Source organism: Rhodococcus sp. Q (assembly GCF_005503035.1).
Classification (GTDB): Bacteria; Actinomycetota; Actinomycetes; order Mycobacteriales; family Mycobacteriaceae; genus Rhodococcus_G.
The window spans coordinates 12,508-33,800 of record NZ_SCOY01000007.1 but is presented as its reverse complement, the minus strand read 5'-3'; the positions used below and the strand labels follow the sequence as shown (position 1 = coordinate 33,800).

Below are 21,293 nucleotides of genomic sequence, written 5' to 3'. Positions count from 1 at the left end.
TGTGCGGTGCAGCAGGTCGTCGCCGTCATTTTCGCAGGCGAGACTCGGGGGCTCCCCGCGGCTGCTCCTGGCCCACGATCCCGGACATCGTCCCTTTGTCCGGCAACGATGGCCCAACGATCATCAAGCGCTGACACCGCGGAGTTCTCCGGGATTCGCGAACGATGGACATTGAAATCGTCGCGCTACACGCAGCCCTTCTGGGTACCACTCCACTGCTGACCGACAGCAATGGAACGACTTCGCATGGTGCACAACCACTCCCCAGCCCCGGCCGCCGTCGACAGAATGCCCAGGCGACCGGACGCCCCACCGCCATCCGGCTCTGCCAGAAGCCCAGGGAGGCGCGCTTCGCGATCGCCACCACCGCCAGGGATACACCAACCTCGACCAACAGCGGACCGCGCATGCGCAGCTCAGCGAGAACGACCTGGATCCGCGCCGAGCTTCGGGACTGGCTGGCCGAGGCCGCGTGGGCGCTCGACAACCCCGCGCTCGACTAGCCAGGCCCTACGCCCACAGACACAGACACAGACACAGGACGGAAGATCGGGAAGAACCCCCTGAACCGGCTTGTTGGTTCGGGGGGTTCTTCTCTGTCATAGGTGGTGCGCCCGGCGATGCCTGCGAGTTCAGCTGGCGGGCCGAGGTCGCTGCTCCGCGGCTACTTAGGAGCCGAAGAAGGTGCCGCCGGCTGATCCTGTGCCAGGTGTCGGGGTCGTGTCGTCGTCAAGGGTCCACGCGGCGCAACCCTTGGTCTCGAAGGATCCTCCCCTGTCCAAGTCCGTGATCTGGATCGTGGACTTCCGGGTGGTGGTGGCCCACTGCCCGGTGTTCGTCGTCCCGGGCACAACCTTGCGGTAGGTGCACGGCGCTTCGTTGCTGGCGGCGCCGATGGTGGCGTAGGTGCCGGTCTTGATGGCGGCGCCGATCACGTACTCACCATCGGTGGTGATCGTGGCGGCCGCCGGCGTGTATGTCCAGGTGCCACAGGCAGGGTTGGTTTGGAACGAGGTGTAGATCTGCCCGGAGGGGTCCCTCATGGTCTCGGCCGTCCGGTAGACGGGCACGGTGAATGGCCCGATGAGGGGTTCAGAACCGCCGACGAGCGGGCGACCGCTTCGGACGACCTGGGGCATCGTGTTCGGGCGGTTCTCGAAGAGAAGCCAGTTGCAGTTGTACGTCGGGTCGGTCGAGCCCGAGGCCTCGTAGACCCCTTCTCCGAGGTAGTGCCTCAACGAGTCGGGCTCGGCGGCGATCCGGGAACTGAGGGGGTCAGTCCCGTTGCCGACCCCCCGCCCTGGCCGACAACCTGATCAGGAGCTGATCGGCGAACTGCAGCCCTCCCTGTATCGCGCTCGGAGCGAGGCCGATACCTGATATGTAGATGGTGCTGCGGAGCATCAGCTTCGCCACCTGCCGGTGTGGACTCGGGTGGGCACCGGAAGTTGCAACTAGGAGGAGTTGGGTTGAACGGCATTTGGTCGCGCCTGCGGTCACTGAGCGGGGCGGAGGTGGTGGCGATCGTTCTGGTGCCGCTCGTCCTGATCATTCTGGTCGTGGCTCTTGTGAACAGGTTCAAGCCGGAATCGACTCCACCCGAGTCAGAGGCGTACAGCACCTATCTGGCGCTGTCTCGCGAGGCAGGCCTCAGCGAGGCCGTTGCGCGGGAGAAGTTCGACCAAGAGTGGATCGATCGTTGGGGCCTAAACCCGCAGTGTGGACTCAGGACCGACAATGACCTCGTCAACCTTGCGGAAGGGCGTGGACCGGTCTGGTCCCCGGATGAGGTGAACATCGTGATCGCCACGCTCGTCACGTACGCGACGTTCTGCGATGTGAGTCGCGACCTGGAGTTTGTTGCGTCCTACCGCGCGGACGACGGTTCAACCTTCGGCCGCGATTTCGTGAGCCGGGTCTGCCAGCAGCCGACATGGCGGCAGCATTGCTCGGAAGCGCTTGCTGGCAGATGACACAGGCGGCGCCATGCATGCCGCGGCAAACGGGACCCGACTAGAGCGTGTCTCCTAAATAGGAGCGCCGCGATCAACGACACTGGGCGTCGTGTCACGTACCGAGTACCTGTCCGACGCCCAGTGGGCGTTGATCGAACCGATGCTGCCCTCGTCCGACGGACACAAGGGGCGTCCGTTCCGGAACAACCGCAAGGTCGTCGAAGGAATCGTGTACCGGTATCGAGCAGGTGTGCCGTGGCGTGACCTGCCTACCGAATTCGGTCCGTGGCAGACGATCTGGAAACGCCACCGCCGGTACGCCGGCGACGGCACCTGGGACGAAATCCTCGCGACACTGCTGGCACATGCCGACTCTGCCGGTGACATCAACTGGACCGTGTCCGTGGACTCGACGATCTGCCGCGCCCACCAGCACGGCACGAACCTGAGTCGGAACACAGGGGGATCTGTCGAATTACAAGAACCTGCTCACCGAACCCGATGACCACGCACTCGGCCGCTCCCGCGGCGGCCTGGGGACGAAGATTCACCAGCTGTCCGACGGGAACGGTCGACCACTGGTTGTGCTCGTAGGGCCAGGTCAGGCGGCCGACTCGCCCATGTTCACGTACCTGATAGACGCCTTGTCGGTCCCTCGGCTCGGCCCGGGTCGGCCACGAACACGTCCCGATGCGGTGCTCGGCGACAAGGCTTACTCGTCGAAATCCAACCGGGCACTGCTGCGATCACGCGGGATCGAGGCGGTGATCGCGGAACCGGACGACCAGAAACGCAATCGTCTCCGGAGAGGCAGTCGTGGTGGTCGTCCGGTCCGCTTCGATGCCGAGAAATACAAGGGCCGCAATGTCGTCGAGCGGTCTTTCGCTGCAGTCAAGCAGTGGCGAGGGTTGGCCACTCGTTACGACAAACTCGCTCTCACCTATCGGGCCGGGGTGCTCTTATCAGCGGTCTGCGCCTGGCTCAAGCGTCTCGCCGATTAGGAGACACGCTCTAGCCGCGGCCGTCACCGACACCCACCGCGAAGCATGCGCCGAAGCCGCACACGAGGCACAAGCCCTTCGCGACGAACTCACGTCAGATCCGTTGGTGTCCAAGGTTATCGGAGAACTCGGCACCGAAGCCACGACCGCGCCCCGGCCACCGGTCGAACCCGCACACGAGGACGAGGACTACTACCGAGGCGGGTTTCTGCACAGGGCCTGACCGACACACCCAGGCCTGGCCCGCGCCCCGACCTGCGTCAACCTGGGTGCCCCCGCTCGGATTCATTCCCTGCTGGCATCAACGATGTCGTCCAGCAGTACCTCGCGAACGGGGACCGCAGAGTCGCGTCCGCCACTCGAATGACAATCGGTGAATGCGACCGGAAGGTCTGGTTGAATGTCCCTTCTATGTTTTTTGCCCCAACTGGAAGGAAGCTCCACATGAAGCGGATCGGCACCCTCCTCGCCGCCGGCGCGATCGCCTCCGCCGGCCTCCTGCTCCCCGCCACCGCATCCGCCGAGACGTACTGGTGCAAGGCAGACAGCTGCTACACCGACGGCACGCCGAAGGCGGACGGGCTGAATTACTGGCAGGCCAAGGAGAAGGCCGAGGCCGAGGAAGCCGCCGACCCGACCCCGACGGCCTTCGACAACCTGGCGACCATCGCAGGCTGGTTCACCGGTTCCGCCGGCGGCGATGAGGAGACCACTCCCGCTCCCTGATGAGAGGCCCCGGCTTCGAGGTGGCGGCCTCCGCAGCTGTGGGTAGAGCCGATCAGAAGTCCACGAAAGCCCCCAGTCTCGTTGAGGCTGGGGGCTTTCGCATGTCTGGCTTGAAGATGCCCCCCTGTGGCGTCACCCTCCGCTACACCAAGCGCCTGGTTGGTTTGGTACTCGCGAGTCACATGGGGCGGAAGTTATGTTCGCTGGCGCGTCGCTCTCACTCCCGGGAGGCGACGCAGGCCCGTCGGCCTCCTCTGCCGGCGGGCCACCCCTTCAACTTGGGAGGCTCGAATGCGACTTCCGCTGTGGATCGGCGGCCCGATCGTGATCGGGCTCGCCGCTGCCGACGCCGCCATCGAACTGCAGGCCCGCACCATCGGGGTACTCACCCGAGCCACGATCAGGGCAATGGATGACGACGTCACTGTTGGTGGCGCTCTGATGCCCACCGGTCCCGCTGCGGCTGAGCTCCGGAGCACGGTGGCCGGTAGGTAACGGCGCCGCACTCGCGGCAGTCGTGCGTCCCGATGCCCGTCGATCCCTCGAGAGGCGATGCTGATGAAGCGAGAATCGAACCCACCCACACCGTTCTCGGGGCATTGGCTATCTACTTGTCGGTGCCGGCGCCCTCAACGCCTTGACCCAGTGCCCCCGGTCGGACTCGAACCGACACTTGGCGGATTTTAAGTCCGCTGCCTCTGCCAATTGGGCTACGGGGGCTTTCCTCCCGACGGTCGTCGGAAACGACTCTAGTGGCCGTCAGAGGATCGACAGGGCGATCCCGTCGAGGATGTCGTGTTCGCTGACGATCAGCTCGGTGATGCCTGCGCGCCGGGCCAGCTCCACTCCGAGGACGTCGGCCACGATGGCGCCGCCACCGATGACGTCGACCCGACCCGGGTGGATGACGGTGATCTCGGCGCGCTGGTCATGCGTCATGTTCAGCAGTGAGTCGTTGACCTCGTGCAGCCGCTCCAACGACATCCGCGACAGGTGCACCTGCTCGGCGTCGTACTCGGGTAGTTCGAGGGACACCGCGGCGAGGGTGGTCATGGTGCCCGCCACCCCGACCCAGGTGTGCGCCTGTTCGACGGGCACGCGGTCGAACGCCTCACCGAGCTTCTCCGCGGCGACGGCGCGCGCGGCCTCGACCTGGTCGGCGGTCGGCGGGTCGTCGTGCAGGCAGCGTTCGGTGAGCCGGACACAGCCGATGTTCGTCGAGTACGCCGCGCGGACGCCTGCCGCGTCGCCGAGGACGAGTTCCGTGGATCCGCCACCGAGATCGACGACCACGAAAGGCCCTGCCGTGGAATCGAGTTCGCCGACGGCGCCGGCGAAGGACAGCCGGGCCTCCTCGTCGCCGGTGATGACCTCGGCTTCGGCACCGGGGATCACCGCACCGAGGATCTCGCGGGTCATCGCGAAGAAGTCCTCACGGTTGGCGGCGTCGCGGGTGGCGGACGTCGCGACCATGCGGAGCTTCGTTGCGCCGGTCTCGCGGATCATCCCCGCGTACTCCTCGAGCGCGACCCGGGTGCGTTCGATGGCTTCGGGCGCGAACCGCCCGTTGGCGTCGACTCCCTGCCCGAGGCGGTTGACCCGCATCTCCCGCACGACGTCGGTGAGCGCACCGTTCTCGGCGTCGGCGACGAGCAGTCGGATCGAGTTGGTGCCGCAGTCGATGGCAGCGACGCGCGTCATTCGGTGTCCCCGGCCGCCTCGGGCGCGACGTACGCGGGCCAGTCGGCGGGGATCGCCGTGCCGCGCAGGCCGTGGTCGGCCGCGAGGGCGATGGACTCGTCGCCGAGCAGGTTGACACCCGGACCCTTCGCCAGTGAGTGGGCCATCAGGACGTGCAGGCACTTGACACGGTCCGGCATCCCTCCGCCGGTGAAATCCGTTCCGAGGGACTCGATCTCGTTGCGTTCGGCGAGGTACGACTCGTGCGCGCTGCGGTAGTTCGCGGCGAGTTCCGGGTCGCGGGTGAGACGTTCGGTCATCTCCCGCATCACACCCGCCGACTCCTGCCTGCTGGCCTCGGCGGTCAGCCGCGGGTCCGTCAGGTAGTACAGCGTCGGGAACGGGGTGCCGTCGGGCAGTCGCGGTGCCGTCTTGACGACGCCGGGGGTGCCGTCCGGTGCGCGGTACGCGATCGCGAGGACACCGCGCGGTTCGCGACCCAACTGAGCTGCCACCGCGTCCAGGTCGGCCTGTGGAATCTCGTGCTCGCTCACCGGGGGGTTCCTCCTTGATCGTCCGGAATGGTCATCGTCCCCGCGTCGTCCGGTGCGGGCGGAACCGTCGGTGCGAGCGCAGGCGCCTCGGTGGGCGTCGGCTGCGGCTCGGCGATCGGTCGCCACAGGTCGGTGTACCAGGGGTCGTTGTCGTGCTTGGGTTTGGTCAGGTCCTCGACCGGCGGCGCAGTCGCCCCCGGGAGCTGGACCTGGTACGGGGTCTCCCCCGGCATCACGTACTGCAGGCGTTCACGCGCCTGCGCCCGCACATGGGCCGGATCGTCCGCCTGCTCGTTCTCGCGGGTCAGCCGCGCGACGTCCTCTTCGAGTTGTGCGCGCTGCTCGGCCACCTGCTCTGCTTCGTTGCGCTGGCTGAGATAGGTGCGCAGCGGCATCGCCAGAGTGAGGACCACCGCGCACAGCACCATCGCGAGTACGACGGCACGAGCGGTGGACAACCCGAGGATGGTGCGTTCGGGTCCCGCCTGGGCTCCGCCGCGGCGATTCGCCCGGGCACCGACGGGCTTTTCCGTCGGCGACGGTGCCGTGTCGGAGGCGCCCTCGGCCTTGTTGCCGGGCGAGGCAGGTCCCGCCGGTCGGGTCCGCGTCGATCGACGCGGACCCGACCCGTCACGGGCGCGACGGGGGTCGCGGCCGACCGGGCTCCCGCTCGGTCGGGACCTGCCGCGCTGGCTCATGATCTGCTACGACCGGTCAGGCGCCGAACCGCGGGAAGGCGATCTCGCCTGCGTAGCGGGCGGCGTCACCGAGCGACTCCTCGATGCGCAGCAGCTGGTTGTACTTCGCGACACGCTCGGACCGGGCCGGGGCGCCGGTCTTGATCTGGCCGCTGCCGACGGCGACGGCGAGGTCGGCGATGGTGGTGTCCTCGGTCTCGCCCGAGCGGTGGCTCATCATCGTCTTGTAGCCGTTGCGGTGCGCCAGGTCGACGGCGTCGAGGGTCTCGGTCAGCGTGCCGATCTGGTTCACCTTCACCAGCAGCGCGTTCGCGGCACCCTTGACGATGCCGTCCTCGAGACGCTCCGGGTTGGTGACGAACAGGTCGTCACCGACGAGCTGGACCTTGTCGCCGATCGCCTCGGTCAGCGCGACCCAGCCGTCCCAGTCGTTCTCGTCGAGCGGGTCCTCGATGGACACGAGCGGGTACGCGCCGACGAGCTCGGCGTAGAACGCCGACATCTGCTCGGCGGACCGGGTCTCACGCTCGAACGCGTAGCCGGTGCCTGCCGTGTAGAACTCGGTGGCCGCGACGTCGAGAGCCAGCGCGACGTCCTGGCCCGGCTTGAGGCCCACCTTCTCGATGGCCTCGAGGATGAGGTCGAGCGCGACCTTCGTGCCCGCGAGGTCGGGAGCGAAGCCACCCTCGTCGCCGAGACCGGTCGACAGGCCCTTGGCCTTGAGGACCGACTTGAGGGAGTGGTAGACCTCGGCGCCCCAGCGCAGGGACTCCTTGAACGTCGGCGCACCGAGCGGCGCGATCATGAACTCCTGGACGTCGACGCCGCTGTCCGCGTGCGCTCCGCCGTTGATGATGTTCATCATCGGGACCGGCAGGATGTGCGCGTTCGGGCCGCCGACGTAGCGGAACAGGTCGAGTCCGGACGACTCGGCTGCCGCCTTCGCGACCGCGAGGGACGCACCGAGCAGGGCGTTCGCGCCGAGACGGGACTTGTCGGGGGTGCCGTCCTCGTCGAGGAGAGCCTGGTCGACGGTGCGCTGCTCGGCGGCGTCGAGCCCGATGATCGCGGGGGCGATGTCTCCGAGAACGGCCTCGACGGCCTTCTGGACACCCTTGCCCAGGTAACGCTCGTCGCCGTCACGCAGCTCCACGGCCTCGTGCTCGCCGGTCGACGCGCCCGACGGCACCGCGGCCCGTGCGAAGGTGCCGTCGTCCAGCAGCACCTCGACCTCGACCGTCGGATTTCCTCGGGAGTCGAGGATCTCGCGGGCTCCGACCTGCTCAATGATGGCCACGGATGGTTCTCCTTATCGGCGGCTGTACTGGTTCTGGGCGACGCCACCCGACGCGGTCACGTCGAGCGTTGGCATTTCGCAACATAGTGCCAGGTCCGAGGGTAACCAACCCAACCGGCTGTGACGCCGCCGCACACGCCGGGCAGGGAAGTCAGGGCACGCTCCGCACGGCATAGGTGTTGGCCCGGTCGCGGACGTCGACGAGGTACTCCCCGGACAGGTTGTAGGCCATCAGCGCCTGCCGCCACCCGGCCTCGGCGGTGAGGTCGCCGCCGCGGGCGCACAGGTAGCGCGCCGCGGTCAGGGCGGCGTCGTCGATGCTGTCGGCGTCGACGACACCGTCACCGTTGGCGTCGACGCCCCACCTGCGCCAGGTTTCGGGAATGAACTGCAGCGGCCCCATCGCTCGGTCGTGGACGGCGTCACCGTCGAGGACGCCGCCGTCGGTGTCCGGGATCTCGGCGACTCCGGGTCCGCCGTCGAGTGGGATGCCCCGGATCGGCGGGGAGACGGTGCCGTCGGCGGCGAGGGACGACCCGCGGTGGGTGCCGTGCCTGCTCTCGACGCCTGCGATGCCCGCGATGGTCGTCCAGGTGATTCCGCAGTCGGGCCGGGACTGCGCCATCACCGCGGCCGCATAGCCGTACGCCTCGAGCGCGGTGGTCGAGACGCGGGTCTGGTCGGACACCGTGGCCGCCCACCCGGAGAGCTGGTCCGCGGTGCGGCCCGGTGCGTCGACGTCGATCGGCGGCACGGCGATCCCCGGGAGCGGTGGCACCGCCTGCGGTATCGGCGTCTCGGGCTCCCCTGCGCAGGCGCCGACGGTTGTCACGAGCGCCGCGGCGGCTGCCGCGGCGCACAGTGCTCGTCGTCTTGTCACGTATCGATCATGCCTGCGGTCGCCGACTGCCCGGCGCAAGCGCTACTGCCAGTGGGTCCGCCAGTCGTCCGCGGAGAGCCGGACCGCACCGTCCGCGGCGGCGGATTTCTCCGCGGAGCGCACCCGCTCGGCGAACGCGAGTACTGCCGATCGGAGTCGCACCTCTGCGTTGTCCCCGACCTGGACGACGGTCAGGTCGGTCGGGATCAGGTCGTCCGGCAGACCCGCCTTGCGGGCGCGACCGATCACCTTCTCCGCGAATGCCAGCGACGGGAGTGACGTCGCGATCCCGTCGAGGCACGACGCGCGCTGCTTCTCGGTCTCCTTGCGCGCCTCCCACGCCCGCTCCTGCTCGGCGATGTCGATCGGCCCACGGACGTCGTCGGCGAGGTGCGGACTGCGATGCGCGAGCTTCGCGACCAGCTCCGCTGCGACGTCGTCGACGGTGAACTCGCCCGACGACTCGGCGATGCGGGAGTGGAACAGGACCTGCAGCAACAGGTCTCCGAGTTCCTCGCGGATCTCGGCAGGGTCGCCGACTGCGACGGCGTCGAGCAGTTCGTAGGTCTCCTCGACGAGGTACGAGGTCAGGGACTCGTGCGTCTGAGTGACCTCCCACCCGCCATAGGACCACAGCCGGTCCATGACCTCGGCAGCTTCGACGAGCCCGTCCCCGAGTGTCCGATCCCGCGACGATGGATCGCCGGCGGTCACGCGGGCGCTCCGACAGGCACCGACACGTCGACTGCCCCCGCCGCCTTACCGTCCATCGCGAGCAGGAAGTCGGCGATGTACTGCAACAGTTGCACGTCGCGCACCCGGTCCGAGCCGACGCCGCCCGTCCGGGGCAGCGGCATCTGAATCATCCCCGTGGTGGCCCGGTACTGCGCTGCCGAGTACATCCGCTTGAGCCGCAACTGTTTCGAGTCGGGGAGCTGCATCGGCGCGATCTTGAGCTGGGTGCCGGTGACGGCAACCTCCTCGAGTCCGTACTCACGGCAGAGGAGACGCAGCTTCGCGACGGACACCAGCCTGCCGACCTCCTCGGGCAGCGGACCGTAGCGGTCGACGAGTTCGTCGACGACCGCGGTGATCTCGTCGTCGCCCCCTGCGGCGGCGAGCTTGCGGTATGCCTCGAGCCGGAGCCGATCGCTGGTGACGTAGTCGGGCGGGATGTGCGCGTCGACGGGAAGGTCGATGCGCACCTCCTTCGGTGCCTCGTCTGTGGTGATCGGTCTACCGTCCGCAACGGCGCGGTACGCCTCGACGGCCTCGCCGACGAGGCGCACGTACAGGTCGAATCCGACGCCCGCGACGTGCCCCGACTGTTCTGCTCCCAACACGTTGCCGGCGCCGCGGATCTCGAGATCCTTCATCGCGACAGCCATGCCCGCACCGAGATCGGAGTTCTGCGAGATGGTCGCGAGCCGGTCGTAGGCCGTTTCGGTGAGCGGCTTCTCGGGCGGGTACAGGAAGTACGCGTACCCGCGTTCGCGGCTGCGTCCGACGCGGCCGCGGAGCTGGTGCAACTGCGAGAGGCCGAGAGAGTCGGCCCGCTCCACGAGGAGGGTGTTCGCGTTGGAGATGTCGAGTCCGGTCTCGATGATCGTGGTGCACACGAGCACGTCGAATTCACGTTCCCAGAACCCTTGGACCGTCTTCTCGAGGGTTTCCTCGTTCATCTGGCCGTGTGCGACGACGACGCGTGCCTCGGGCACGAGTTCGCGAATTCTTTTGGCGGCCTTGTCGATCGAACTGACCCGATTGTGGACGTAGAAGACCTGACCGTCGCGCAGCAGTTCACGGCGGATGGCGGCGGCAACCTGCTTGTCTGCGTACGCACCGACGTAGGTCAGCACCGGGTGCCGCTCCTCGGGAGGGGTGAGGATCGTCGACATCTCCCGGATTCCCGCCATGCTCATCTCCAGGGTGCGGGGAATCGGCGTGGCGGACATCGTGAGCACGTCGACGTGGGTGCGCAGCGCCTTGATGTGCTCCTTGTGTTCGACGCCGAAACGCTGCTCCTCGTCGACGATCACCAGTCCGAGGTCCTTCCAGCGAACCCCGGTCTGCAGCAGTCGGTGAGTACCGACGACGACGTCGACCTCACCGTCCGCGAGCTGCGCGATGATCTCCTTCGACTCGCCGGGGTCCGTGAATCGAGACAGGCCGCGGACCTTGACCGGGAAGCTCGCCATACGTTCGGAGAAGGTCTGCAGATGCTGTTGCGCCAGCAGGGTGGTCGGGACGAGGACCGCGACCTGCTTGCCGTCCTGGACGGCCTTGAACGCAGCGCGCACCGCGACCTCGGTCTTGCCGTATCCGACGTCACCGATGACGACACGATCCATCGGCACCGCCTTCTCCATGTCGGCCTTGACCTCGTCGATCACGGTGAGCTGGTCCTGGGTCTCGGTGAACGCGAAGGCGTCCTCCATCTCCTTCTGCCACGGGGTGTCGGGGCCGAAGGCGTGCCCGGGCGCGGCCTGCCGCGCCGCGTACAGCTGGACGAGCTCGCCCGCGATCTCACGAACAGCTTTGCGCGCCTTGCGTTTCGTGTTCTGCCAGTCCGAGCCGCCGAGCTTGCTCAGCGCAGGGAGCTCACCACCCACGTAGCGGGACAGTTGGTCGAGCGATTCCATCGGCACGAACAGCCGGTCCCCGGGGTGTCCACGCTTGCTCGCCGCGTACTCGATGACGAGGTACTCGCGCCGGGCCCCGCCCACGGTGCGTTCGACCATCTCCACGAACCGCCCGATGCCGTGCTGGTCGTGCACCACCATGTCGCCCGCGGTCAGCGCCAGCGGATCGACCTGGTTGCGGCGCTTCGGCGGCAACCGCCTGCCGTCGCCCGCGGCTGCGACACGGTTGCCCGTCAGGTCCGCTTCGGACACCAGCACCAATCCGGCATCGGGGCGCTCGGCCGGCAGGACCAGACCGTTCTGCAGCGAACCGCAGAGCACCGACACCTGACCGCGGGCGGGTTCGGCACCCGGCGCGAGGAGCACGGTCGGCACCTCGGCGTCCCGCAGCCGCTCGAGTGCGCGCTGCGCGGTGCCCGATCCCGCGACCACGATCGCGGCGCGTCCACCTGTGGTGACGTGCGCGCGCAACATGACGAACAGTTCGGCGAGCAGTTCGTCGGATCCGCGCACCTCGGGCGCGGGATGGACGTCGAGGACCAGTTCGTCGTCGCTGCCCGACGCGAGCGGGCTGACGGTCCACCACGATCGGCCGTTGGCCTCGGCGCTTTCACGGACCTGCCGCAGTGACCGGTACGCGGACGCGGCCAGGTCGATCCCGGTCATCCCGGAGGTGTCGAGGGTGGAGGTGTCGAGCGGCGCCTCCGCACCGATCGACGCCGCCGTCCACGACGCCTCGAGGAACTCCTGGCCGGTGCGGACGAGATCGGTTGCGCGGGTGCGGATCTTCTCCGGATCACACAGCAGGACGTGCGCGCCTTCGGGTAGCACGTCGCTGAGCAGCACCAGCTCGCCGTGCTGCAGGACTGGGAGCAGCGCCTCCATACCGTCGACGGGGATACCCGCGGACAGCTTGTCGAGCATCTCGACGAGTGCCGCATCGGCCTGGTTGTCGCGAGCGAGGACGGCCGCACGGTCGCGCACCGTCTCGGTGAGCAGCACTTCACGACACGGCGGTGCGACGAGGGTCGCCACCGTCAGCTCGGGGATGGACCTCTGGTCGGCGACCGAGAACGGACGCAGTTCCGTCACTTCGTCGCCCCAGAATTCCACGCGCACAGGATGATCGGCGGTGGGCGAGAAGATGTCGAGGATGCCGCCGCGGACCGCGAACTCGCCACGTTTGCCGACCATGTCGACGCGGGTGTACGCCATCTCGACGAGGCGGGTGATCAGGGCCTCGAAGGGAACCTCGCTGCCCTCCCGCAGTGTCACCGGCTCGATGTCACCGAGGCCGGGCGCCATCGGCTGCACGAGCGACCGCACGGTGGTGACCACGATCTGGAGTGGCGGACCGTAGTCGGCGTCGTCGGGGTGCGCGAGACGGCGCAGCACTTCGAGGCGGCGTCCGACCGTGTCGGCGCCGGGCGAGAGCCGCTCGTGCGGAAGCGTCTCCCATGACGGGAACTGCGCGACCCGCTCACCCAGGATCTCCTGGAGTTCCGCTGTCAGGTCGTCCGCTTCCCGACCGGTCGCGGTGACGAGCAGCAGTTGACTGTGCTGCGCGATCGCCGTCGCGAGGAACGGGCGGGCAGGGTTGGGCGCGACGATCGACAACGACGCGGCGCCGATCGCCTGGCGCACCGGTTCGAAGGCTGGATGCGCGAGCGCGACGCCCGCCACCCCCGCCAGCGGGAGTGTCACCGTCCCTGCTTCGGGGTTTGCTGAGGGCACCGTCGATGGCATGTGGATGGACCGTCCCTGGATCGCCGAACGCGTACGGCCGCCCTGTTCGACGACCACCGACAAGTCTAGGACGGGGCCGCGACAGTGCCGTGCGTCACCTCATTGGTAGTGCGCTTGCAGCGCCCGTCCCATCGACGTCGACATCTGCGGCAGCCGCATCAGCGCCCGCCGTTCGAGAATCTGCCGATCCGTCGGCTTGGCGAGCGCGTCGCGCCAGAACTGTGGCTGGGTGTCCTTCGGTTCGCGGTAGCTCGGCAGCATCTGCTCGGGATGTGGGCCCAGCGGGAGGATCGATGCCGCGCCGGTCCCAGGTGTCGTGGTCACAATGTGTCGACAAAGCACAGCAAGCCGTCGCGGGTGCGACATCTGGTGTTCACTCCCCCAGCTGCGGGTCGGCCTCGAGGTTCGTCAGTCCGTTCCAGCACAGGTTCACCAGGTGAGCGGCCACGACCTCCTTGGACGGGGTGCGCTCGTCCAGCCACCAGGTGGCCGTGGTGGCGACCATTCCGACAAGAGCCTGCGCGTAGAGCGTCGCCAGGCCGGCGTCGAACCCTCGCCGGGAGAAGTCGCCCGCGAGGATGTGTCCGACCTGGGAGACCGCCTCGTTGAGCAGACTCGAGTAGGTTCCCTCCTCCGCCGTCACCGGCGAGTCGCGGACCAGGATGCGGAAGCCCTCGGTGCGTTCCTCGACATAGGTGAGCAGTGCCAGTGCGGCGCGCTCGACGCGGACCCGCGACCTGTTCTGCCGGAGGGAGTTGGTCACCATCTCGAGGAGTACCGACATCTCACGGTCCACGACGACCGCGTAGAGGCCCTCCTTGCCGCCGAAGTGCTCGTAGACGACTGGCTTGGAGACGTTCGCCCGCGCCGAGATCTCCTCGACCGACGCCGCGTCGTAGCCGCGCTCGGCGAACACGCTGCGACCGATCTCGATGAGCTGCTCGCGGCGCTGCGTTCCGGTCATCCGGGTCCGGACCGGTTTGTCGGGCGAAGCCTGCGGAGGGCGGGACATGCCGACCAGCGTATCGGCCCACCTCTCCGGCAGGCGCGAGGCGTCGACCCCGTTTCCGGCGAGGCGGTTGGCACCCGAGCGGGTAGTCGTGAGAGGATCGCGGGCGCACAGCGGACCACCGGAGCCGGGTTTCGATCCCTGGATGTCCTGCAAATCCGCAGGCAATCCGCCGTAGTGTAATGGCAGCACCTCTGATTTTGGTTCAGATAGTTCAGGTTCGAGTCCTGGCGGCGGAGCAAGCGGCAGATCACCATGTTCGATTCGAGGAGCTCCATGCCAACCGAGACCGCCGTGATCGTCCTCGCCGCCGGAGCGGGGACCCGGATGCGGTCCAAGACCCCCAAGGTGCTGCACACCCTCGCCGGCCGGTCGATGCTCGCCCATGCCCTGCATGCGGCCGCGGAACTCGACCCCACCCACCTCGTGGTCGTCGTCGGTCACGAACGGGAGGCCGTCGGTGCAGCCGCCTTGGAAGCTGCGTCCGGGCTGGATCGCGAGATCACCATCGCTGTCCAGGAGGAACAGAACGGGACCGGGCACGCCGTCGACTGCGGTCTGGGCGCGCTACCCACGGATTTCTCCGGGACCGTCGTCGTCACCTCCGCCGATGTCCCCCTACTCGACGGCCACACCCTGCACGGACTGCTCGACGAACACCGTGCCGAGCCCACGCAGGCAGGTGCGACCGTCCTGACGTTCGTGCCTGCGGACCCCAACGGGTACGGCCGCATCGTGCGCGACGCCGACGGCGAGGTGGCGGAGATCGTCGAACATGCCGACGCCACCCCCGACCAGGTCGCGATCACGGAGGTCAACTCCGGCGTGTACGCGTTCGATGCGCAGGTTCTTCGGAACGCCTTGTCGCAGCTCGATTCGAGCAACGCCCAGCGTGAGTTCTATCTCACCGACGTGGTCAAGCTGGCCCGGCAGTCGGGCCGGGACGTCTACGCCGCCCAGCTGTCCGACCCGGGCAAGGTTGCAGGCGCCAACGACCGCGTGCAGTTGTCCGCACTGGCGCGGGACCTGAACCGGCGGATCGTCGAGGCCCACATGCGTGCAGGCGTCACCGTCGTCGATCCGTCCTCGACATGGATCGACGTGGACGTGACGATCGGGCGCGACGCGACCATCCGGCCGGGCGTGCAGCTGCACGGCGCGACGTCGATCGGTGAGGACGCGGTCATCGGACCCGACACCACGCTCACCGACGTCACGGTCGGGGCGGGCGCTTCGGTGATCCGCACGCACGGCGACGACTCGGTGATCGGCGCAGGGGCCACGGTCGGTCCGTTCACGTACTTGCGGCCCGGAACGGTGCTCGGCGAATCCGGGAAGCTCGGCGCGTTCGTCGAGGTGAAGAATTCCGACATCGGAGATCACACGAAGGTGCCGCATCTCACGTACGTCGGGGACGCGAGCATCGGTTCGCACAGCAACATCGGGGCATCGAGCGTCTTCGTCAACTACGACGGCGTGAACAAGACCCGTACCGTGGTGGGGTCGCATGTGCGGACAGGGTCGGACACGATGTTCGTCGCCCCGGTCCACGTGGGCGACGGCGCGTACACGGGCGCAGGCACCGTCCTGCGTGAGGACGTTCCGCCGGGGGCGCTGGCCGTCTCCGGAGGGAAGCAGCGGAACATCGAAGGTTGGGTCGAGCGCAACAGGCCCGGAACGGCAGCCGCCGACGCGGCGGCATCAGCACAGCAGCACTACGAGAACTCAAGCAAGGACGGCGAAAAGCAGTGACCGCGAATTGGACCGACAACCAGAAGAACCTCATGCTCTTCTCCGGTCGCGCGCACCCGGAGCTGGCGGAGCAGGTCGCCAAGGAACTCGACATCCGGGTCACGCCGCAGACGGCGACCGACTTCGCGAACGGCGAGATCTTCGTCCGGTTCGAGGAGTCGGTGCGCGGCTCCGACGCGTTCGTCCTGCAGAGCCATCCGGCCCCGCTGAACACGTGGGTGATGGAGCAGTTGATCATGATCGACGCGCTCAAGCGGGGCTCCGCCAAGCGCATCACCGCGGTCCTGCCGTTCTACCCGTACGCCCGCCAGGACAAGAAGCACCGCGGGCGTGAGCCCATCTCCGCGCGTCTCATCGCGGACCTCCTCAAGACCGCAGGCGCGGACCGCATCATCACCGTCGACCTGCACACCGATCAGATCCAGGGCTTCTTCGACGGGCCGGTCGACCACATGCACGCCCTCGGTCAGCTCGCCGGTTACGTGCGGGAGAACTACGGCACCGAGAACATCTGCGTCGTCTCCCCCGACGCCGGCCGCGTCAAGGTCGCCGAGAAGTGGGCCGACGAACTCGACGGCGCACCGCTGGCGTTCGTGCACAAGACTCGCGACCCGCTGGTCCCGAACCAGGTGAAGTCGAACCGCGTCGTCGGTGACGTCAGCGGCAGGACCTGTGTCCTGATCGACGACATGATCGACACCGGCGGCACCATCGCGGGCGCCGTGAAGGTCCTCAAGGACTCCGGTGCGGGCGACGTCATCATCGCGACCACGCACGGCGTGTTCTCCGACCCGGCCGCCGAGCGCCTCGCGAACTGCGGCGCGAAGGAGGTCATCGCGACCAACACACTGCCGATCCCCGAGGAGAAGCGTTTCCCGACGCTGACCGTCTTGTCGATCGCGCCGCTGCTCGCGCGCACGATCAAGGAGGTCTTCGAGAACGGCTCGGTGACCTCTCTCTTCAACGGCAGCGCGTAGGCGCTTCGCGCCTGTGCGTGAGTTCGGTGACTCCAGCTGCCGAACTCACGCACAGGCGTAGAATTTCTGGGGTGTTCACCGGATTCCCCGTCACCGCGCTCGACTTCTACGAGGATCTCGAGTCGGACAACAGCAAGTCCTTCTGGACCGCCCACAAGCCTGTCTACGACGAGTCCGTGCGTGCACCGATGATCGCGCTCCTGGACGAACTGGAGCCGGAATTCGGTCCCGGTAAGGTCTTTCGCCCCCACCGCGACGTCCGCTTCTCGAAAGACAAGGCGCCCTACAAGACTCATCAGGGCGGATTCGTGGAAACGACCCCCGGCGCCGGTTTCTACGTCCAGGTGGACGCGCGTGGACTCTTCGTCGCGGGTGGCCACTACGCGCACTCCCCCGACCGCCTGGCGCGCTACCGCGCCGCCGTCGATGCCGAACTGCGCGGCAGCCAACTGGTGACCGTCGTCGCCGGCCTCGAGGCGGCCGGGTTCGACATCGGCGGCGAGCAACTCAAGACCGCTCCCCGCGGGTTCGGCACCGACCATCCGCGGATCGAACTTCTGCGCCACAAGTCGCTGACCGCTGGCCGGTTGTTCACTTCTCCCGACTGGATCGACAGTCCTCGCACACTGACCGAGGTGCGCGATGCGTGGGTGGCGATGCGCCCGCTCGTCGACTGGTTTTCCGACGTCCTCGGGTGATCGGAACCTCTTGCGCGGCAAGAGGTTGCTGCTCACACACCCAACCCAAAGGAAATCGAGCATGAGATTCGTCACGACCGAACCTGGAACTCCAGGAAAGTACGGAGCCGGTGTGTCGTGCCGGGAACGTCTGCCCTATTGTCATGCGTCGTGATTGACGCGCAGACTCTCGATGCTCCGGCCGACACCACGAACACGCAGACGGACCGGCCGACATCGCGACGAGCCTGGGTTCCCGGGGCGTGCGTCTGGTGCGGTGACGACAATGCAGTCGACATGTACCGCAACGAACCGCGGTGCGGCACCTGCCGCGAGAACGAAGAGGTCATCGAGGGCGCCCGCCGGTTCCTCGGCATGTACGGTCTCCGTCCGCTCGGCGGCACCCTCCAGTCCGATGACGAGGAAGAGCGCGAGTGGCGTGTCAATGCCCGCGACGCCCGGCAGACGCTGAACCAGATCAAGCTGGCGACCCCGCCCGATCCGGCTCTCGTGCGCAAGGCACTGCGGCCGCGCGCCGCGGCCGTTGTCGCCGAGTCCGCTTCCGCCGCTCCGCGTCCCGCTGCGACCACTGCCACCCGCACCAGCCGCAGCACCGCATCCGCGCCCGCCGCATCGCCGGTGCGCTCCGAGGCCGTCGATCTCGACGAGATCCAGTCGCGGGCACTGGCGTTGCTCGACCAGATGACTCAGGTCGACGCCCAGCTCGCGCAGGTGGCCGACCAGGCCGGCCTCGCAGCCCGCGCCCGCCGCAGTGACCTGGAGAAGCAGAAGGCGACGATCATGCGCACCCTGGGGGCGCTCGAGAAGGCCCGCCTCAGCGCCCAGCGGTAGCACCAGGTCGGCACAGCGGTAGCGCCGGATCGACGCAGCGGCGGCACCGGATCAACACAGCGGCGGCACCGGGTCTGGGGCACCATGGAGTGGTGACCATCGAGATCCGTGACGCCCGCGACGAGGACCTGCCCGGCATCCTCGAGATCCACAACGAGGCGGTCCGGAACACGACCGCCATCTGGGACGAGGAGACCGTCGACGTAGACGATCGCCGCGCCTGGCTCCACGACCGCCGCACCCAGGGTTTCCCGGTCCTCGTCGCGGTGGCCGGGGGCAGGGTCGCCGGGCATGCCTCGTACGGGGTGTGGCGGGCCAAGAGCGGCTACCGCCACACCGTCGAGAACTCCGTGTACGTGCACCCCGACCACCACGGTCGGGGTATCGCGACGGCGTTGATGACCGAGTTGATCTCCCGGGCCCGTGCGGGCCGCGTCCACGTCATGGTCGCGAGCATCGAGTCCGGCAACACTGTCTCCATTGCCCTGCACGAGCGCTTCGGCTTCCGAGTGGTCGGCGTCATGTCGGAGGTCGGCACCAAGTTCGGGCAGTGGCTGGACATGACGTACATGCAACTGACCCTCTGACCCGAACGGTCACCGACGGACGCGGCCGCGATCGAACTCCATCCCGCCCCACACGCCGGACTGCCCGGTCGAGACTGCGAAGTGGGTGCACTGCAGTCGGATCGGGCAACCGTTGCACACGTCGCGGGCGTGGGTGAAGTCGTCCGACGGGAACGGGAACCACCTTTCCGGGTTCGGATCGTCGCGGCACGCCGCGTCCCGCCAGCGGGTCGGGTCGTCCACGAAGGTCGACGTCGTCATGTCCGGTCTCCTCTCCGGGCCTGTGCTCAGATCGCGGCGAGCCGCCGCCAGATCCGATGCTGGGCCTTCTCGATGTGGTTGGGCACCTTCGGTTCCCACAGCAGGGCCATCCCCGCTTCCTGAGGTGTCCGGTCGGCCTTGCGCTGGTTGCACGGCCGGCAGCACGCGACGAGGTTGGCCCAGCTGTTCGTGCCGCCACGACTGCGGGGCACCACGTGGTCGATGGTGGTCGCGGCCTGGTCGGCGCAGTACGCACAACTGTGCCGGTCCCGCCGGGACACTCCCGCGTACGTGGCCCGACTGGTGTCGGTGACCGTCGCGGTGTGCGGCACGTAGACGTACTCGAACAGCCGGATCGTGACCGGCAGCGGGATCTCGAGGTGTTGCGCCCGAATCGGAACCCGCGGTTCGTGGTCCGCGACGGATTCGGCGGCGCCGATCGCCACGAGGGTGACGGCACGTTCCGCCGGGACCTCGCACAGCGCCTGGAAGGTCGCGTTGAGGACCAGCACGCGACTGCGCTGCCAGTTCCTGCTGTGGACGGTGACGGGTGGGGTGCGCATCGGATGCCTCGTTCTCGGGTGCGTGGTGGCGCCGAGAACCGTGCGGAACGAGGCGCGTCAGGTGGTGAGTGGGTGAATCGACCGGGAGCCGGCGTAGCGGTGCCGCCGAGTCGAGCTCGGCAGCAGCGTCATGTGCGCGAGCTGGAATCGCGCAGGTTCCTGGAGGGAAGCGGGCCGGCGCTTCGACCACGAGATGACGGTTGTCGGTTCCGGTGCTCGCATCGGAAGACTCCTCTCCTGGTTCGGGTGTGCGATCGGGACGCTCATGGTGACACCGACAGCCGGGGCGGTGCACCCGAATTACCGCGGGACTCGTGCCCGCCCCCGCTGCCGAGGGTGATGCCACTCGACGCACACGAGGCGAGCACGGCACCGGCGCGACGACGAACGTCACCGAAATCAACCGGTTCTGATCCGAAGGGGACAACACAAGCGCTACTAGCGAGTACGGTCCCACTGACCGAGATCAGCGACAATCGCGGCTCAAAAGTCCGGTACCGCACCGTAATTCAAGTAACCGTAACTTTCGTTCAACCCTTCCACGCTGGCCTTTCTCATATATTGATACGCATAGTTGTGAAGTCTTTCGCTTGTGGTACGAATATTCCTGTCGCTGAGACATGCGTCACCATCCCCCACGAAAACAGGAGACCTCACAATGGGTTCGACCGCAGATGATCTGAAGACCGCCGCAGACCTCCAGAAGGTCATCACGGCCGCGGGTGGCGTCATCGTCGGCGTCGGCGCCGCAGTCGGCCTCGGCCTCGCGCTGATGCCGTTCCTCGCTGCCTGATTCGGCGCGGTCTCGGACCGGCCCCGTCACCGACCCTCAGTCGGCGACGGGGCCGGTCCGGATTCCGGCGGTCTCGAGATCACGGCGACCTCACTCGCCGTGATCTCTCACCGCACCACGGCGTACCGGAAGTACAGGACCTTCCCGACGGTGCGGTTCTCGAGGAGATCGAGATCCACTCTGCGCTCGTCGCGCGCGAAGAACGGGATACCGCCGCCGACGAGCACCGGGAAGACCCGGATCTTGTACTCGTCGATCAGGCTCGCCGCGCCCGCGGCGAGGCCCGCGCCACCGATGGCGATCTCGCCGTCCCCCGGCTCGGCTCGCAGCCGCTCGATCTCCTCGACGAGGCCTCCGGGCAGCAGGCGGGCATTGCCCTGCACCTCCGTCAAGGTCGTGGAGAAGACCACTTTGGGAAGGGCGTTCCACAGCACGGTCCATTCCCGCTCGGCGGTGCTCAGTGTCGGATCCTGGTCGGCGGTCTCCCAGTACAGCATCGTCTCGTACAGGCGTCGCCCCATCAGGTGCACATCGACGTCGTGGATCTCGTCCATGGAGAGCTGGAAGACGTCGTCGTCGAAGCCCGGCCAGTCGAATCCGCCGTCCGGTCCGACGATGAAGCCGTCCAGCGACATGCTCATCGAATAGGTCACCTTGCGCATCG

At 67.8% G+C, this 21,293-nt stretch carries 25 protein-coding genes and 2 tRNA genes; 12 read left to right on the top strand and 15 right to left on the bottom strand.

Features of this window, described 5'->3' with window-relative positions; translation table 11 throughout:
- The first annotated feature begins 164 nt into the window (after positions 1-164).
- Positions 165-503 carry a hypothetical protein gene (locus FFS72_RS09795; protein WP_137873762.1) on the top strand — a complete coding sequence of 113 codons (339 nt, stop codon included), beginning with the start codon at positions 165-167 and terminating at the stop codon, positions 501-503.
- 165 nt (positions 504-668) lie between these two features.
- Here FFS72_RS09795 and FFS72_RS09790 read toward each other — a convergent pair whose 3' ends face one another.
- On the bottom strand, positions 669-1,238 hold the full coding sequence (locus tag FFS72_RS09790; protein WP_137873761.1) for an Rv1352/Rv1906c domain-containing protein: 570 nt from the start codon (positions 1,236-1,238) through the stop codon (positions 669-671).
- 231 nt (positions 1,239-1,469) lie between these two features.
- Here FFS72_RS09790 and FFS72_RS09785 point away from each other — a divergent pair, with 231 nt between their 5' ends.
- The 4 genes from FFS72_RS09785 to FFS72_RS09770 all read left to right on the top strand — a co-directional run bounded on the left by FFS72_RS09785 (position 1,470) and on the right by FFS72_RS09770 (position 4,177).
- A complete protein-coding gene (locus FFS72_RS09785; RefSeq protein WP_137873760.1) occupies positions 1,470-1,973 on the top strand; it encodes a hypothetical protein in 504 nt (167 codons plus the stop codon).
- 91 nt (positions 1,974-2,064) lie between these two features.
- Positions 2,065-2,956 (top strand): IS5 family transposase gene (locus FFS72_RS09780; protein WP_212744340.1). Its coding sequence is split into 2 segments (ribosomal slippage): positions 2,065-2,454 and positions 2,456-2,956, totalling 891 coding nucleotides; the frame shifts between segments, so codons are not numbered across the junction.
- Positions 2,957-3,400: 444 nt separating this feature from the next.
- Positions 3,401-3,682 carry a hypothetical protein gene (locus tag FFS72_RS09775; RefSeq protein WP_137873758.1) on the top strand — a complete coding sequence of 94 codons (282 nt, stop codon included), beginning with the start codon at positions 3,401-3,403 and terminating at the stop codon, positions 3,680-3,682.
- A gap of 291 nt (positions 3,683-3,973) precedes the next feature.
- The gene (locus tag FFS72_RS09770) at positions 3,974-4,177 is read left to right on the top strand and encodes a hypothetical protein (protein ID WP_137873757.1); all 204 of its coding nucleotides are present in this window, start codon (positions 3,974-3,976) and stop codon (positions 4,175-4,177) included.
- Between the two features lie 151 nt (positions 4,178-4,328).
- Here FFS72_RS09770 and FFS72_RS09765 read toward each other — a convergent pair.
- From FFS72_RS09765 to FFS72_RS09720, 10 genes are all read right to left on the bottom strand, one after another.
- A tRNA-Leu gene (locus FFS72_RS09765) sits at positions 4,329-4,402 on the bottom strand.
- Positions 4,403-4,441: 39 nt separating this feature from the next.
- Positions 4,442-5,383 carry a Ppx/GppA phosphatase family protein gene (locus tag FFS72_RS09760; RefSeq protein WP_137873756.1) on the bottom strand — a complete coding sequence of 314 codons (942 nt, stop codon included), beginning with the start codon at positions 5,381-5,383 and terminating at the stop codon, positions 4,442-4,444.
- The gene (locus FFS72_RS09755) at positions 5,380-5,916 is read right to left on the bottom strand and encodes a DUF501 domain-containing protein (RefSeq protein WP_137873755.1); all 537 of its coding nucleotides are present in this window, start codon (positions 5,914-5,916) and stop codon (positions 5,380-5,382) included. Before FFS72_RS09755 ends, FFS72_RS09760 begins: the two co-directional genes overlap by 4 nt.
- The gene (locus tag FFS72_RS09750) at positions 5,913-6,374 is read right to left on the bottom strand and encodes an FtsB family cell division protein (RefSeq protein ID WP_249353222.1); all 462 of its coding nucleotides are present in this window, start codon (positions 6,372-6,374) and stop codon (positions 5,913-5,915) included. The genes FFS72_RS09755 and FFS72_RS09750 overlap by 4 nt, the downstream gene beginning before the upstream one ends.
- Positions 6,375-6,630: 256 nt before the next feature.
- A complete protein-coding gene (gene eno / locus FFS72_RS09745) occupies positions 6,631-7,911 on the bottom strand; it encodes a phosphopyruvate hydratase (protein ID WP_137873753.1) in 1,281 nt (426 codons plus the stop codon).
- 151 nt (positions 7,912-8,062) lie between these two features.
- Complete coding sequence (locus FFS72_RS09740; RefSeq protein ID WP_137873752.1) at positions 8,063-8,791, bottom strand: lytic murein transglycosylase; 729 nt, start codon at positions 8,789-8,791, stop codon at positions 8,063-8,065.
- A 42-nt stretch (positions 8,792-8,833) separates the two neighbouring features.
- Positions 8,834-9,505 carry a nucleoside triphosphate pyrophosphohydrolase gene (locus FFS72_RS09735; protein WP_502704096.1) on the bottom strand — a complete coding sequence of 224 codons (672 nt, stop codon included), beginning with the start codon at positions 9,503-9,505 and terminating at the stop codon, positions 8,834-8,836.
- A complete protein-coding gene (gene mfd / locus FFS72_RS09730) occupies positions 9,502-13,137 on the bottom strand; it encodes a transcription-repair coupling factor (protein ID WP_502704095.1) in 3,636 nt (1,211 codons plus the stop codon). The genes FFS72_RS09735 and mfd overlap by 4 nt, the downstream gene beginning before the upstream one ends.
- A 141-nt stretch (positions 13,138-13,278) precedes the next feature.
- Positions 13,279-13,503, bottom strand: coding sequence for a hypothetical protein (locus tag FFS72_RS09725; protein ID WP_212744339.1), 225 nt, complete (start codon positions 13,501-13,503; stop codon positions 13,279-13,281).
- A 49-nt stretch (positions 13,504-13,552) separates the two neighbouring features.
- A complete protein-coding gene (locus tag FFS72_RS09720) occupies positions 13,553-14,143 on the bottom strand; it encodes a TetR/AcrR family transcriptional regulator (RefSeq protein ID WP_050063413.1) in 591 nt (196 codons plus the stop codon).
- Between the two features lie 213 nt (positions 14,144-14,356).
- Here FFS72_RS09720 and FFS72_RS09715 point away from each other — a divergent pair.
- The 6 genes from FFS72_RS09715 (at position 14,357) to FFS72_RS09690 (ending at position 19,033) form a co-directional block, all read left to right on the top strand.
- Positions 14,357-14,427, top strand: a tRNA-Gln gene (locus FFS72_RS09715).
- A gap of 37 nt (positions 14,428-14,464) precedes the next feature.
- Entirely contained in the window at positions 14,465-15,940 is a 1,476-nt protein-coding gene (gene glmU, locus FFS72_RS09710) for a bifunctional UDP-N-acetylglucosamine diphosphorylase/glucosamine-1-phosphate N-acetyltransferase GlmU (RefSeq protein WP_137873750.1), read from the top strand.
- Positions 15,937-16,917, top strand: a complete 981-nt coding sequence (locus tag FFS72_RS09705) for a ribose-phosphate diphosphokinase (RefSeq protein WP_137873749.1) — start codon at positions 15,937-15,939, stop codon at positions 16,915-16,917. The genes glmU and FFS72_RS09705 overlap by 4 nt, the downstream gene beginning before the upstream one ends.
- 71 nt (positions 16,918-16,988) lie before the next feature.
- On the top strand, positions 16,989-17,615 hold the full coding sequence (locus FFS72_RS09700; RefSeq protein WP_137873748.1) for a DUF2461 domain-containing protein: 627 nt from the start codon (positions 16,989-16,991) through the stop codon (positions 17,613-17,615).
- Between the two features lie 150 nt (positions 17,616-17,765).
- Positions 17,766-18,446, top strand: a complete 681-nt coding sequence (locus FFS72_RS09695) for a hypothetical protein (protein ID WP_137873747.1) — start codon at positions 17,766-17,768, stop codon at positions 18,444-18,446.
- 98 nt (positions 18,447-18,544) lie between these two features.
- Entirely contained in the window at positions 18,545-19,033 is a 489-nt protein-coding gene (locus tag FFS72_RS09690; RefSeq protein ID WP_050063411.1) for a GNAT family N-acetyltransferase, read from the top strand.
- A gap of 9 nt (positions 19,034-19,042) precedes the next feature.
- On the opposite strand, the gene FFS72_RS09685 is transcribed toward FFS72_RS09690, so the two are convergent.
- From FFS72_RS09685 to FFS72_RS26390, 3 genes are read right to left on the bottom strand one after another with little or no spacing between them, the layout of a single operon-like run.
- On the bottom strand, positions 19,043-19,273 hold the full coding sequence (locus FFS72_RS09685) for a WhiB family transcriptional regulator (protein ID WP_050062905.1): 231 nt from the start codon (positions 19,271-19,273) through the stop codon (positions 19,043-19,045).
- Positions 19,274-19,299: 26 nt separating this feature from the next.
- Complete coding sequence (locus tag FFS72_RS09680; protein ID WP_137873746.1) at positions 19,300-19,836, bottom strand: HNH endonuclease; 537 nt, start codon at positions 19,834-19,836, stop codon at positions 19,300-19,302.
- Positions 19,837-19,893: 57 nt separating this feature from the next.
- Positions 19,894-20,058: a hypothetical protein gene (locus FFS72_RS26390; RefSeq protein WP_171018615.1), complete on the bottom strand. Its 165-nt coding sequence runs from the start codon at positions 20,056-20,058 to the stop codon at positions 19,894-19,896.
- 436 nt (positions 20,059-20,494) lie between these two features.
- On the opposite strand from FFS72_RS26390, the gene FFS72_RS26955 reads away from it, so the two are divergent.
- Positions 20,495-20,629: a hypothetical protein gene (locus tag FFS72_RS26955; protein WP_283235411.1), complete on the top strand. Its 135-nt coding sequence runs from the start codon at positions 20,495-20,497 to the stop codon at positions 20,627-20,629.
- A gap of 107 nt (positions 20,630-20,736) precedes the next feature.
- Here FFS72_RS26955 and FFS72_RS09675 read toward each other — a convergent pair whose 3' ends face one another.
- Positions 20,737-21,291 (bottom strand): dihydrofolate reductase family protein, encoded by a 555-nt coding sequence (locus tag FFS72_RS09675; protein WP_137873745.1) that lies wholly within the window; start codon positions 21,289-21,291, stop codon positions 20,737-20,739.
- Positions 21,292-21,293 lie beyond the last annotated feature (2 nt).

Coding starts and splice junctions, on each gene's coding strand:
- FFS72_RS09775 (WP_137873758.1), top strand. CDS start 3,401: ATGAAGCGGATCGGCACCCTCCTCGCCGCCGGCGCGATCGCCTCCGCC.
- FFS72_RS09680 (WP_137873746.1), bottom strand. CDS start 19,836: ATGCGCACCCCACCCGTCACCGTCCACAGCAGGAACTGGCAGCGCAGT.
- FFS72_RS09720 (WP_050063413.1), bottom strand. CDS start 14,143: ATGACCGGAACGCAGCGCCGCGAGCAGCTCATCGAGATCGGTCGCAGC.
- FFS72_RS26390 (WP_171018615.1), bottom strand. CDS start 20,058: ATGCGAGCACCGGAACCGACAACCGTCATCTCGTGGTCGAAGCGCCGG.
- FFS72_RS09760 (WP_137873756.1), bottom strand. CDS start 5,383: ATGACGCGCGTCGCTGCCATCGACTGCGGCACCAACTCGATCCGACTG.
- FFS72_RS09795 (WP_137873762.1), top strand. CDS start 165: ATGGACATTGAAATCGTCGCGCTACACGCAGCCCTTCTGGGTACCACT.
- FFS72_RS09685 (WP_050062905.1), bottom strand. CDS start 19,273: ATGACGACGTCGACCTTCGTGGACGACCCGACCCGCTGGCGGGACGCG.
- FFS72_RS26955 (WP_283235411.1), top strand. CDS start 20,495: ATGGGTTCGACCGCAGATGATCTGAAGACCGCCGCAGACCTCCAGAAG.
- FFS72_RS09675 (WP_137873745.1), bottom strand. CDS start 21,291: ATGCGCAAGGTGACCTATTCGATGAGCATGTCGCTGGACGGCTTCATC.
- FFS72_RS09770 (WP_137873757.1), top strand. CDS start 3,974: ATGCGACTTCCGCTGTGGATCGGCGGCCCGATCGTGATCGGGCTCGCC.
- glmU (WP_137873750.1), top strand. CDS start 14,465: ATGCCAACCGAGACCGCCGTGATCGTCCTCGCCGCCGGAGCGGGGACC.